At 32.1% G+C, this 13,274-nt stretch carries 13 protein-coding genes; 4 read left to right on the top strand and 9 right to left on the bottom strand.

Annotated elements, in window-relative coordinates; all coding sequences use genetic code 11:
• The first annotated feature begins 11 nt into the window (after positions 1 to 11).
• Positions 12 to 314, top strand: a complete 303-nt coding sequence (locus ACFS3A_RS02640; protein ID WP_379823785.1) for a helix-turn-helix domain-containing protein — start codon at positions 12 to 14, stop codon at positions 312 to 314.
• A 1-nt stretch (position 315) separates the two neighbouring features.
• Here the strand turns inward: ACFS3A_RS02640 and ACFS3A_RS02635 are convergent, their stop codons facing one another.
• From ACFS3A_RS02635 to ACFS3A_RS02625, 3 genes are read right to left on the bottom strand one after another with little or no spacing between them, the layout of a single operon-like run.
• Positions 316 to 750 (bottom strand): hypothetical protein, encoded by a 435-nt coding sequence (locus ACFS3A_RS02635; RefSeq protein WP_379823784.1) that lies wholly within the window; start codon positions 748 to 750, stop codon positions 316 to 318.
• Positions 751 to 797: 47 nt separating this feature from the next.
• Positions 798 to 1,301 (bottom strand): hypothetical protein, encoded by a 504-nt coding sequence (locus ACFS3A_RS02630; RefSeq protein ID WP_091491319.1) that lies wholly within the window; start codon positions 1,299 to 1,301, stop codon positions 798 to 800.
• 12 nt (positions 1,302 to 1,313) lie between these two features.
• A complete protein-coding gene (locus ACFS3A_RS02625; protein ID WP_379823782.1) occupies positions 1,314 to 2,078 on the bottom strand; it encodes an MBL fold metallo-hydrolase in 765 nt (254 codons plus the stop codon).
• Between the two features lie 89 nt (positions 2,079 to 2,167).
• Here ACFS3A_RS02625 and ACFS3A_RS02620 point away from each other — a divergent pair, with 89 nt between their 5' ends.
• A complete protein-coding gene (locus ACFS3A_RS02620; RefSeq protein WP_379823780.1) occupies positions 2,168 to 3,628 on the top strand; it encodes a TonB-dependent receptor in 1,461 nt (486 codons plus the stop codon).
• Between the two features lie 269 nt (positions 3,629 to 3,897).
• On the opposite strand, the gene bcp is transcribed toward ACFS3A_RS02620, so the two are convergent.
• A complete protein-coding gene (gene bcp, locus ACFS3A_RS02615) occupies positions 3,898 to 4,350 on the bottom strand; it encodes a thioredoxin-dependent thiol peroxidase (protein ID WP_379823779.1) in 453 nt (150 codons plus the stop codon).
• A 122-nt stretch (positions 4,351 to 4,472) separates the two neighbouring features.
• Between bcp and ACFS3A_RS02610 the strand changes: the two genes are divergently transcribed.
• Positions 4,473 to 5,135 carry an endonuclease III domain-containing protein gene (locus tag ACFS3A_RS02610; RefSeq protein WP_379823777.1) on the top strand — a complete coding sequence of 221 codons (663 nt, stop codon included), beginning with the start codon at positions 4,473 to 4,475 and terminating at the stop codon, positions 5,133 to 5,135.
• 57 nt (positions 5,136 to 5,192) lie between these two features.
• On the opposite strand, the gene ACFS3A_RS02605 is transcribed toward ACFS3A_RS02610, so the two are convergent.
• The 3 genes from ACFS3A_RS02605 to ACFS3A_RS02595 all read right to left on the bottom strand — a co-directional run bounded on the left by ACFS3A_RS02605 (position 5,193) and on the right by ACFS3A_RS02595 (position 7,633).
• Entirely contained in the window at positions 5,193 to 6,257 is a 1,065-nt protein-coding gene (locus ACFS3A_RS02605) for a tetratricopeptide repeat protein (RefSeq protein WP_379823776.1), read from the bottom strand.
• Positions 6,258 to 6,854: 597 nt separating this feature from the next.
• Positions 6,855 to 6,998, bottom strand: coding sequence for a hypothetical protein (locus ACFS3A_RS02600; protein WP_379823775.1), 144 nt, complete (start codon positions 6,996 to 6,998; stop codon positions 6,855 to 6,857).
• A 50-nt stretch (positions 6,999 to 7,048) separates the two neighbouring features.
• Positions 7,049 to 7,633 carry an RNA polymerase sigma factor gene (locus ACFS3A_RS02595; protein ID WP_248726140.1) on the bottom strand — a complete coding sequence of 195 codons (585 nt, stop codon included), beginning with the start codon at positions 7,631 to 7,633 and terminating at the stop codon, positions 7,049 to 7,051.
• 541 nt (positions 7,634 to 8,174) lie between these two features.
• On the opposite strand from ACFS3A_RS02595, the gene uvrA reads away from it, so the two are divergent.
• On the top strand, positions 8,175 to 10,970 hold the full coding sequence (gene uvrA, locus ACFS3A_RS02590; RefSeq protein WP_379823774.1) for an excinuclease ABC subunit UvrA: 2,796 nt from the start codon (positions 8,175 to 8,177) through the stop codon (positions 10,968 to 10,970).
• Between the two features lie 76 nt (positions 10,971 to 11,046).
• Here the strand turns inward: uvrA and ACFS3A_RS02585 are convergent, their stop codons facing one another.
• Together ACFS3A_RS02585 and ACFS3A_RS02580 are read right to left on the bottom strand one after the other, a co-directional pair.
• The gene (locus tag ACFS3A_RS02585; protein ID WP_379823773.1) at positions 11,047 to 11,295 is read right to left on the bottom strand and encodes a hypothetical protein; all 249 of its coding nucleotides are present in this window, start codon (positions 11,293 to 11,295) and stop codon (positions 11,047 to 11,049) included.
• Positions 11,296 to 11,575: 280 nt separating this feature from the next.
• On the bottom strand, positions 11,576 to 13,222 hold the full coding sequence (locus tag ACFS3A_RS02580) for a mechanosensitive ion channel family protein (RefSeq protein WP_379823772.1): 1,647 nt from the start codon (positions 13,220 to 13,222) through the stop codon (positions 11,576 to 11,578).
• Positions 13,223 to 13,274: the final 52 nt, after the last annotated feature.

Here is a 13,274-nt window from a genome sequence, read left to right as displayed (position 1 = left end):
ACTTTAAACAAATGAAAACATATACATTAGATCAAGTTACAGACGAAATTGTAGGCAAAATTGGAACTCCAAAAAGAGATCAATTTGAGTATGATTTACAAATGGATTTAATTGGAAATGCAATCAAACAAACCCGAAAAGAACGAAATTTGACTCAGGAAGAACTAGGAAAACTTATTGGTGTTCAAAAAGCGCAAATATCAAAATTAGAAAACAATGCTGGAAATGTGACTTTAGAAACCTTAATTAAAGTTTTTACTGCTTTAAAAGCTAAAGTTAAATTTCAAATAGAATTATCAGATTTAAAATACTAAACTATTCTCCAGTATAAAGAATCTTCTCTCCTTTCTTCAAAACATAGCCTTTCCAAGGAATTAACTGCCAATCGCCGTTAACCCACGAATCTCCTTCCGATTTTCTTTCTAAAATGATGGATTCTTTTTGAGTATCCAAAAAAAGCTCTGCTTTATTTCCGTCGAAAATTACATACGAAACCGTAGAATACGTTTTTCCATCTTCAGCATGATTCAATCTTGTGCTATTTTCAAAAACTCGGATACACTCGTTTTTAAGTGTTGACCATGTATACCCAGCAGAAGCTTTACAGCCGTGAGAATCAGCATCTCTGCCTACGACAGTTTCTTTTTGAGGCTCTTTTGGAGTACTATTATTTTCTTTATTTTCCTGAGAAACTTTTTTTCCACAAGAAAATGCACTCGCAATAATCAAAAACAAAAAAATCTTTTTCATAATCCTAATAGTTTTAAATTGAGCAAAAAAAATAGGATTATAAAATCCTATTTTTGATATAACCAAGTTTGATTTACTTCAAAGGTAATATTATCGTCGTTATCCACAAAGTATTTTAACAAGACTTCTCCCCACAACTCTCCATTACTGTAATCTGCAATAATCCATCTGTGGTTTAAAATTTTTACTTTATTGATGATAAATTTAGTTGGTCCAATCTGGTCTTGTCCTGTATAAGGGTTTCCTTTTGGATTCGAATTAAAGTCTAATAACTTTTCAGTTACAACCGGAATTAGTTTTTCATATAGAATTACTTTTCCTCCTGAAGCACTGTTGTCAAAGTAATTTTGAGCATTCTCGTTATGTTCCAAAGAAAAATAATCAGCTTCGGCTAATTGTGTTTTCACTAGATTAATACTATCTCTTAGCTTCTTAGTAGTTTTATCATATCTATTTTGCGCAAATTTTACTTCTCCGCTGTAAAATGCGTAAGTAAAAACATTCATTAGAATGGCAAGAATAAAAAGATAAAGCATTAAGGATTTTTTCATTTTGTGGTATAATTAAATGGTAATTTCTAAATTATCGTAAGCCAGAAAAACATTTTCAGGAAGTTGTTTCTGCACTTCTTCGTGAAAACCTAAAACGTGGCTGATGTGTGTTAAATAAGCTTTTTCAGGCTTTACAAGGTTTATAAAATCAAGCGCTTCCTGCAGATTAAAATGAGTATCATGAGGTTCTACACGTAAAGCATTTACGACTAAAACTTTCAAACCTTTAAGTTTTTCCGTTTCAGTTGGATCGATTGTTTTTACATCTGTCAAATAAGCAAAATCGTCTATTCGGTAACCAAAAACCTGCAATTCGCCATGCATTACATTTATTGGAATAGCCGTTTTATCGCCAACAGCAAACGGAGCATTGTTTTCCACTTCAATTGTTTTAACCGATGGAGCTCCGGGATATTTATTTACGGTTTCAAAAACATAATCGAAACGACGTCTTAGATTATCCAAAACACGCTGATGTCCGTAAATCGGAATTTCGCCTTGTCTGAAATTAAATGGACGAATATCATCTAATCCTGCAGTATGATCTGCATGTTCGTGTGTAAATAGAATTGCATCCAGTTTTCGACATCCGCAGGAAAGCATCTGTTGTCTGAAATCAGGACCGCAATCTATTACATAAGAATTTTCGTCCCATGTAATCCAGATGGATACACGAAGCCTTTTATCCTTAGCATCAGTGCTTTTACAAACTGGATGATCGATTCCGATAATCGGAATGCCCTGAGAAGTACCTGTACCTAAAAAATAAACCTTCAATTGAACTTAATTTTTTTACAAAAATAGATTATTTCTCTTTCATTAGACTCCTAATTTACTAACTTTGTAACAAATCTATTTAAAACAAAATGGGTACAGAAATAAAACTCAAAGGTGACAAGGTCATCGAACAGATTCCTTCTATAAAAGACAAAGCTTTACGCATTAATTTAAACGAGAATATTTACGGAACATTTGCTGAAATTGGAGCTGGACAAGAGACAGTTAGACACTTTTTCAGATCCGGAGGTTCATCAGGAACGATAGCAAAAGCAATGTCTGCCTATGACAAAGATTTTAGTGACGCCGTTTATGGTGCTGAAAATGATGGGAGATATGTGACGGAAGAACGCTTGAAAAAAATGCTGACACATGAAGGTCAGATTATCGAAGAGCGTTTGAGCAGAGAAAAACACCCAACAAAACTTTTCTTCAGTTACGCCAATACAGTAGCTACAATAGATTTTGCAAAACAATTCAAAGGTCACGGCTGGGTTGGAATTCGATACCAAATTGAACCAGACGAAGCTTATAACGAAATTATTCTTCACATTCGTTTTAAAGAGACCGACGCCAGATTACAACAAGAAACACTTGGAATATTAGGAGTTAACTTAATTTACGGTGCTTTTTACAAATACAACGATCCTAAACGTTTACTTCGTTACTTATACGATCACTTAGACAAAGATCAATTAGAGATTGATACCATTAACTTTTCCGGCCCGCGTTTTGCCGACGTTGATAACCGTTTGATGAGTTTACAGTTGGTTAAAAACGGAATGACAGATGCCGTAATGTTTAACCCGGAAGGAAAAAACATTTTACCTGCTGCAATTCTGTACAAAAAGAATCTTTTGGCTTTAAGAGGAAGTTTCCGTCCGGTTACTAAGGTAAATATGGACATGTATGAAAAATCATTAAAAATGTTCCTTCAGGAAAATAAGGTTGAAAAAAACAATACATTGGTTATTTTCGAAATCACGCTTTCAAATTTACGTTCTGACGGAGAAATTGACGAACGTGACTTTATGGACAGAGCCGAACTACTTTGTTCCTTAGGGCAAACCGTAATGATTTCCAATTTTCAGGAATATTATAAAGTTGTTGAATACTTCGCTAATTATACCAAAGCCCGTATGGGACTGGCAATGGGTGTAAACAACCTTGTTGATATTTTTGACGAGAAATATTACCGTCATTTAAGCGGTGGAATTCTGGAAGCTTTCGGAAAATTATTCTATCGTGATATGAAAGTTTTCTTATACCCAATGTTAGATGAAGACGGAAGTTTAATGAATTCTAACAACCTGAAAGTTCATCCTAGAATGAAAGAATTATACAAATTCTTTAAATTCAACGGAAAAGTGGTTGATATTGAAGATTACGACCCAAATATTTTGGAAGTTTTCTCCAGAGAAGTTCTAAAAATGATCAATCAGGGAAAAAAAGGCTGGGAACCAATGTTACCACCTGGAATTCCAGAAATCATCAAGGAACATCACCTTTTCGGATACCATCCACAAAAAGAATTGGAACAAAATACTTAATATAAAAGCCTCTTTACAGAGGCTTTTTTTGTTTCAGGTTTGAAGTTATTGTTGGAGCGAGTATTTTTTTAACGCTAAGTACGCTAAGTTTTTTTATTTGAGCTAGAGCATTTAAACCTACAAAGCTCGCAAAGCTTTATTTAGATTCAGCTTTGCGAACTTTGCGGGTTTATTAAGTTTGGCTCATAAAAAAACTTAGCGTACTTTGCGTTAAAACTAAGCATTAAGTAAAGAAACTTGAAACAAGGAAAACCTGAAACAAAAAATCTCTATTTCAAAATCTGTGAAGCATGTTCTTTAGTTTTTACTTTTTCGATTACCTCTTCGATAATTCCTTTTTCGTCGATTACAAAAGTCGTTCTATGAATTCCGTCGTATTCTTTTCCCATAAATTTCTTTGGTCCCCAAACTTCAAAAGCATTGATAACCGATTTATCTTCGTCTGCAATTAGCGGAAAAGGTAATTCATATTTATCTTTAAACTTAATTTGTGCTTTTGCACTATCTGCACTTACTCCTAAAAGTTCGTAATTATTAGCCTGAAAACGGTGAAAATTATCTCTTAAATCACAAGCTTCTGCTGTACAGCCTGGCGTGCTTGCTTTTGGATAAAAGAAAACTACTAACTTTTTTCCAGCATAATCTGCCAGTTTATGTGTTTTTCCGTCTTGATCTGTTCCTGAAAAATTGGGTGCTTTATCTCCTGCTTTTAATGTTGTCATATCTTGTTATTTTAGATTTCAGATTGTTGAATTTAGATTTATTCACAAAGATAACTTATAACTTATAACTCTTAACTTGATAACTTATAAATCATTATTTTTACGGGATTAAAAAGACTAAAATGAATAAAGAAGCTCGTGTGCAATTTGTTATTGACAAATTAAAAGAACTCTACCCTACTATACCTGTTCCGCTTGATCACAAAGATCCTTATACACTTCTGATTGCAGTTTTGCTGTCTGCACAATGTACCGATGTTCGTGTGAATCAGATTACGCCTTTGTTATTTGCAAAAGCAGATAATCCTTATGATATGGTTAAAATGTCGATAGAGGAAATTAAAGAAATCATTCGTCCATGTGGCTTGTCACCAATGAAATCAAAGGGAATTCACGGCTTATCTGAGATTTTGATTGAGAAATATAATGGAGAAGTTCCGCAGAGCTTTGAAGCACTTGAAGCATTACCTGCAGTTGGACATAAAACAGCAAGTGTTGTAATGTCTCAGGCTTTTGGAGTTCCTGCTTTTCCAGTCGATACACATATTCACAGATTAATGTACAGATGGAATTTATCGAACGGGAAAAATGTAGCTCAAACTGAAAAAGATGCTAAAAGATTATTTCCAAGAGATTTATGGAACGATTTACACCTTCAGATTATTTGGTACGGACGTGAATATTCGCCGGCACGCGGTTGGAGCTTAGAAAAAGATATTATTACTAAAACAGTTGGAAAAAAATCTCTAATTGAAGAGATGGAAAAAACGGTTTCAAAAAAATAAGGCACAAAGAAAAAAACTTTGTGCCTTTGTATCTCTGTATCTTTGTAACTTAAAAAACTACATTCCTGCTTTCAAAGCATTGTATTCGGCAGTCATATCCAGAGCTCTATAAACTCCTAATAACACTTTGGTCGCATCTTGATTTTTAGGTTCTATGGCCAACACCTTTTTTAAGTATGGAATTGCACTTCTTGTTACATCATCTTTTACTGCACTTAATTTATCATATTTCTGCATTTCTGCTTTAGAGGTTCCTAATGCTGCTATTTCATCAGATAAGTCTTTTTTGATTTGCAGTTTCAAATAAGCGAGATTAATGTAGGCATCAATATAATTAGGGTTTAATTCTAAAACATAATTATATGTTGCTTCAGCTTTAGGAAAATCTTTTCTTTCCATATAGGAATAAGCTAAATTGCTATTAATTTCTATCTTTTTAGAAGGAACTGATTCTGTTCTTGGTTTTTCATAAAAACCTTGCTGAATAGCCGATTCTCTTGCTTTTGGTGAAATAAAAACATCTTCCTCTTTGGTTTTCTTATTTGTTGCGTAATACAAAACACCTTTTCCAGAGAAATTGATTTTTTTCAATAGTTCATAATAAGTAACCGCAGAACTGTAGTCTTTGGCATTTATAGAAGATGCTGCTGCATTTACTAAGTTTAATGTATCTTTTTTATCAAACAAATATACCTTGTAACTTTTCTCTGCGCTTTCTTTGAATTTTCCGGCTTTAAAATCTGCCATTGCTCCGTTAACAAGACCTGCTTTCATATCTTTCAGTGCTATGTTAGCTTTAACAGTCGATTTAAATTTACCTGATTCATTTTCATACAAAAAAACATCCTGGTAAGATTGAGCAGCCAATGTGAAGTTATTTGCAGCATCAATATTTTTTAAGGCTAAATCTTTTAAAACATTTCCTTTTAAGAAATAATAATCGGATTTATCTTCGTCCGGGGCATTAAGGATGAGATATTCCGTTTTGGTTAAAATTGCTAAAGCTTCATCGCTTTTTCCTTTATCGTATAAAGATTGCGCTTCTTTAATTCGGTCTTTTTGAGCAAAAGCGCAAACGTTTATTAGTAATAAGCAGGATAACATTCTAATATTCTCTTTCATTTTTCGGTTAAGTTTTGGTTGGTTAAATGATTTTTCTTTTTATTTCTGAAACATAGCTACAACAGATAATTAAAACTGGTTTAAACAATTATCGATAGCAGCTATTCTTTCAGCAGGAAATATCTTCTGGCACAAATATTTCTGCTAAAATCAAATAGACATCAAACTTAACTAAATAAGACAGGGTAATTTTTCTTCATAAGTAATCAGGTTTTGGGTTAAGTATTTTATTTTTAGCTTACTATTCTTTTAATTGAAAATCCGAATGAATACAACAATATGAAAAACACTCCTTAAAAGCATTTTTAATGAATAAAAAACTAGTTTTTAACTAAAATAAAATTAAATATTAAATATCTAAACAAAATCGGGTCAAAATATTAAATTTTAACAAAACTTCAAAAAACTGATATAAAATACTTATAAAAAAAATATAAGCTACAAAAAGAAATCCGTATTAGTCCCGAGGAAGGAATTTGAAGAATATTTTTACATAAAAAAACTCACTGTTTGATGTACATACAAACAGTGAGCCTTTTAACCAAAACGACCATTTGGTTTTATTTTACTAAACATCCGACAGGAGCAGTGGGTTGTTTAATTAGCTATAATCTCGAAACTTTTTTCTTCAATTTTAACTACTGTCAAAGCTTGAGAATAGTTTAAAATAAAAGAAACTACTTCTTTATTAGGTTTAAGATTTTTAGAAGCTATTGCTTTTTTTGAGTAAATTTTCGCCATACTTGTAAAATGTTTTATAATAGTATAACGAGCTTATTACCATAATATTATTAGTTGGTTAAAATAATTTGATGTTTATCAATTATTTTTCTCAAATTCATTAATGCATACCGCATTCTTCCTAGTGCAGTATTGATGCTAACACCTGTAATTTCTGAGATTTCTTTAAAACTCATATCCTGGTACATACGCATTACAAGCACTTCTTTCTGATCGTCCGGAAGTTCTTCAATAAGTTTTTTTAAATCAAGTTCCACCTGATCTACTATCATTTTCCCTTCAATCGTCAAAGCATCATCCGACATAATAGAGAAAATCGAAAACTCTTCGGTTTCTCTGTACATTGGCATTTTTTTAGTTTTACGAAAGTGATCCACAATCAGGTTGTGGGAAATACGCATTACCCAAGGAAGGAATTTACCTTCTTCGTTATAAGAATTGCTTTTTAAAGTTTTAATTACTTTAATAAATGTATCCTGGAAAATATCATTTGAAATATCTCTATCAGCTATCTTAGAATATATGAAACCATATATCTTCGATTCGTGCCTCTTTATTAATGTAGCCAAAGCAGCTTCACTGCCATCGACATAATTTTTCACTAATAGAGCATCTGGAGTATGCAGATCAGCCATAATTCTACCTTTTTAGTTTTAATTTTAAAATTTGGAGTAATTTTTCTAAAAAGTAGTTTTTCTATATAGGCGTAATCTTTTTTGAGTTGTGTTAATATTGCGACCAAATTTAACAAATAAATGTTTTAAAAAGCAAATAAAATCACTAATAATTCTAATAAAAACATTTATTAAAATAAAATAAACCTAATTTTTACATAGAAAAGGCTAAAAATCTATAAAATAAAAATTAACCAAATCCCTTTAAAAACAGGCTTTCAAACGTTAAAATTAATCGATAAACGGTTTATTATATTCTTAAAATACAGATTTAAATTACAACTTTTTTTTTGATTAATCTTTGTTTTTAATTCCTTTCTTTTTTTCATGATTATGTTATTTAAGGCTTCGTTCCTTTAAAAAATGTATTTTATTTGAAAAAGCTCTTCTGAAAATAACTTTTCAACTTACTGGAATTATGATAAAATAGTTAAAATTTGGAACTATATCCTTAACAGAATCCAATTCAAAATTGATTACTTTTGTAAAAATTGACTTTTTTATGCAAATTGACCTTTCTAAAATAGATCCAAAATCAAATATTATAATAAAAGGAGCGCAAGTACATAATTTAAAAAATGTAGATGTAGTTATTCCGAGAAACAAGCTGGTTGTTATTACAGGACTTTCCGGATCCGGAAAATCGAGTTTAGCATTTGATACTTTATATGCCGAAGGACAAAGACGTTATGTAGAAAGTTTATCTTCTTATGCCCGTCAGTTTTTAGGCCGATTGGACAAACCGAAAGTAGAATATATTAAAGGAATTGCTCCGGCAATTGCAATTGAACAAAAGGTAAACACTACCAACGCTCGTTCTACTGTTGGAACATCAACAGAAATTTACGATTACATCAAACTTTTATTTGCGAGAATTGGTCGTACTTACTCTCCAGTTTCCGGACAAGAGGTCAAAAAAAACACCGTAACTGATGTAATTTCAGATGTTAAAACCTTGCCAATTGACAGCAGATGGCTTTTGCTTGCTCCTATTCATCTTGAAGAAGGAAGACAGCTGGAAGACAAACTAAAAATATTACTGCAACAAGGTTTTGCCCGTATTTTGGTTGATAACGAAATGATTCGTTTAGATGAATTTTCAGCTTCAGATTTACATCAGTTTGACAATAAAGATATCTTATTAATTATTGATCGTATCGTTGTAAAAGAGGAGGAAGAATTCTATAATCGACTTGCCGATGCTGTTCAGACTGCTTTTTTTGAAGGAAAGGGAATTTGCTATTTACAGGAGTTAAACGGTGATAAAAGATTTTCTTATTCAAATAATTTTGAATTGGACGGAATCACCTTTCTAGAACCAAATGTCCATTTATTCAGTTTTAACAATCCGTACGGAGCTTGTCCAGCTTGTGAAGGTTATGGAAATATAATTGGAATTGATGCCGATCTGGTTGTTCCAAATACTTCTTTATCGGTTTTTGAAAGTGCTATTTATCCTTGGCGTGGAGAAAGTATGAGCTGGTACAAAGATGAATTTGTAAAACATGCTTATAAATTTGATTTCCCTATTCACAAACCTTATTTTCAGCTAACTGAAGAACAGAAAGATTTAATCTGGACCGGAAATCAATATTTTCAAGGATTAAATGATTTCTTCAGAGAATTAGAAGAGAAAAATTATAAAATTCAGAACCGCGTAATGTTATCACGTTACCGTGGTAAAACAAAATGCCATGTCTGCAAAGGCAAGCGTTTAAGAGAAGAAGCTTCTTATGTAAAAATCAACGGTAAAACAGTCTCAGATTTAGTTGATTTGCCTATAAAACATTTGGTTACTTTCTTTAAAAACATCGAATTAAATGTTTACGAACAGCAGATTGCCAAACGTTTAATGATCGAAATCAATAACCGTTTGTCATTTTTGAGTGAAGTTGGATTAGATTATTTGACTTTAAACAGAAATTCTGCTACACTTTCCGGAGGTGAATCCCAACGTATTAATCTCGCAACTTCTTTAGGAAGTAGCTTAGTTGGATCTATGTATATTTTGGACGAACCCAGTATTGGTCTACACCCGAAAGATTCAGAAAGACTGATTAAAGTATTGCTTTCTCTTCGTGATTTGGGAAATACAGTTATTGTGGTTGAACATGATGAAGATATTATGAAAGCTGCTGATATGATTATTGATATTGGTCCTGAAGCCGGAACTTTCGGAGGAAAATTGGTTGCTCAGGGAACTTATGATGAAATCCTGAAATCCGATTCTTTAACTTCTCAATATCTAAATGGAAATCTGGAGATTTCTGTTCCAAAAAAAAGAAGAAAATTTAAAAATCATATTGACATTGTCGGAGCACGCGAAAACAACTTAAAAAATATTGACGTTACTTTTCCATTAGATGTATTGACTGTTGTTACAGGAGTTTCCGGAAGTGGAAAAAGTACTTTAATTAAAAAAATCCTGTTTCCTGCAATGCAGAAAAAACTGGAAAGTGCTGCCGAAAAAGCAGGACAATTCAGTGAACTAAAAGGTTCTTTTTCTCAAATCAAACATATTGAATATGTCGATCAGAATCCAATAGGAAGAAGTTCACGTTCTAATCCTGTGACTTACATCAAAGCGTATGATGACATTAGAGATTTATATGCAAAAGAAAAATTATCTAAAATAAGAGGTTATCAGGCCAAACATTTCTCTTTTAATGTTGATGGAGGAAGATGCGAAACTTGTAAAGGAGAAGGCTCTATAAACGTCGAGATGGTATTTATGGCCGATGTTTCGCTTCCGTGTGAAACCTGTGGAGGAAAACGATTTAAAAAAGAGATTTTAGAAGTCAATTTTGACAATCAAAATATCAATGATGTTCTTACCATGACGATTGATGATGCAATTGCTTTTTTTGAAAAGAATAAGCAAACTAAAATCACGCAAAAATTACAGCCTCTTCAGGATGTTGGTTTGGGATATGTTCAATTGGGACAATCTTCTTCTACCCTTTCCGGTGGTGAAGCACAACGTATCAAACTAGCTTCATTCCTTGTAAAAGGAGCTACAAAAGATAAAGCACTGTTTGTGTTTGATGAACCTACAACCGGACTTCATTTTCATGATATCAAAAAACTTCTGGCTTCTTTTGATGCTTTAATAGAAAAAGGACATTCTATTATTGTAATCGAACATAATCTGGATTTGATAAAATGTGCCGACTGGATTTTGGATCTTGGTCCTGAAGGAGGAGAAAACGGAGGGCATTTACTCGCGTCCGGAACTCCTGAAGATATTGTAAAAGTAAAAGAATCTGTAACAGGAGTTTATTTAAAAGATAAATTATAAAACTTCCAAAAAAATAAGCCATAAATACAATTGATTAGTTTGTATTTATGGCTTATTTTTTTATTTCTTTTTTACTTTAAGCTACCAGACATCTTTCCTCAAAAGGAAGACCATCTTCGTCGATAGCTACTAAAATCTTTTTTTGTTTGGATGCCTCAAAGGTTAAATAGAGCCAAGCAAATGACCATAACCCAAGAGTTAAACAAAAAATCATGAAATTTAAACTGTGATTAACTACTTTTCCTCCTTTTGATAAAACAGCGAAAAGGAATTCATCATTTCTTTCTTCCAACGTAAATCCATTATGAACTTTGTTTGATATCATATTTGAAAATACTTGCATGCTTTGTTCCTGGCTGAGCTGATTGTCCTTCATAATTCTTCAATTCTTCAATTAATCATAAACTTTTTCTTTCACATTTTATTGCAAACTTAATCAAAATAAAAAAATAATAAAATACCTACATTTAGTGATTTTGTTAGAAATAATTCTGCAATTTCTTCCAAGTAGTATTAAATTTTCAGCCTAAAGTTAATTTTTATCTAATTAATTACAAAATAAATACATGTTAAAATTTATTATTTAATGACTCGTTTTCAATTATTTAACTTTTGTTCTTCAAATTAAAAGCGGGTGTTTCATAATCTTCTTTTAAATAATTTGGTGGAATTGTAGTTGTGTTTCCATCCCGAATCGCATTATAATGTGGTGACATAATTTCGATTCCGGCTGCATTGAAAGAATCCTGAATATTTTGATGGAGCGAAGAATAAATTCGAGGCTGTTTAGTAGGTTCCTTGGTGTAAACATTAATCTGGTACGAAACATAAAAGTCATCTAAGCTAGTTTGAAGTACAAATGGCTTTGGTTCTTTTTCTGTCATTTCAGTATTCAAAGCTGCTTCTACTAAAGCGGCGTAAATTTCCTTCCACGGAACATCATAACCAATCGTTACTGTAGTGTGTATTAGTAAACCACTGGTAGATTGTTTAGTATTAGCTGAATAATTGGTTGATGTACTCGACAAAACTGTTGCGTTAGGAATTGTAATATCTTCAAATTTTGGAGTTCTGATTCTGGTAACCAAAGCCGTTTTTTCAACCACTTCTCCACTTACATCACCAATTTTAATATAATCACCAATCTTAAATGGACGCATATAAGTTATAACCAATCCTGCCACCATATTAGCGATCGCATTTGAAGATCCAAGAGAAAACAAAACACCAACAAATACCGAAACTCCTTTAAAAATTGCAGAATCAGAACCTGGCAGGTACGGAAAAATGACGACTAGCATAAAGGCATACATCAATAATCTGATTACGTTAAAAGTCGGTAAAGCCCAATCACTGTAAAAACCATCAATTTTGATGTTTTCTGATTTTATTTCATCAAAGAAAAATTTTATAATTTTTAAAGAATATTTAAAAATTATAATAATTACGATAATTGTAAATAGACTTGGCAGAAAACCAACAAATCCCATCAACGCAGATTTCGCCGGTGTTAAAATCCATCTAAGAAGCGTTGTGGTATATTCTTTTGTCGCAGGAAAAATACTGAACAAAATAGGAAGCGAGAGATAAACAATCAGGATAAGTGTTAGAATCCTGATAAAACCAAAAAATCTAAGAAACAAAAACAGTTGCTTATCCGGTGACAATATTTTAACGGTATTGTAATTTACTCCTTTAAAATATTTTTCTTTATTCTTAACAATATATTTTTTGATGAGGCGGAATACATTATTGACCAGAAACAGGATCAGTCCAATAATCAGAACCAGTAGAGCCGTATATCCAAATCGCTTAGGAAGTTGAGAATAATTTTCATTCTGATAAATTATAGCGCTTTTAATGATCTTTAAATTGCGATTGGCAATAAAAGAAACTGTTTGATTTTCAGCTTTTGCATCAGATTCTAAAACTGACATCAGAACGAGATCATTCTTATAAACAATGTCTGTAGAAACATCAGAAGGAACAACTTTGAGAGAATCTTTTTCGAAAAAAGATTCGTTATAAAGTCTCCTAATTTTATTAGCTATATATTCTGCCCGTTCTTTAGCAGGAAAAGATCCTACATTATTATACACGTAAAAAAGCGTGTCTTTAAAAGGACTTACAGGATAACCTTTAAGCTTTACTGTTGATGTATCTGAAATTTTCAGATTCCTGCTCTGACTCAACATCGAACAAGAAAACAAAACAAGAAAGAAAGTTAATAACCTAAGTACTTTTATTTTCATATTCTACTAGAAATAAATCAGTTATCCTTTCTAACAAATATAAAAATAAAAA

Source organism: Flavobacterium notoginsengisoli (assembly GCF_042686225.1).
GTDB lineage: Bacteria > Bacteroidota > Bacteroidia > Flavobacteriales > Flavobacteriaceae > Flavobacterium > Flavobacterium notoginsengisoli.
Note: the sequence above shows the minus strand (reverse complement) of the source record. Positions and strands in the feature narration are given on the sequence as shown.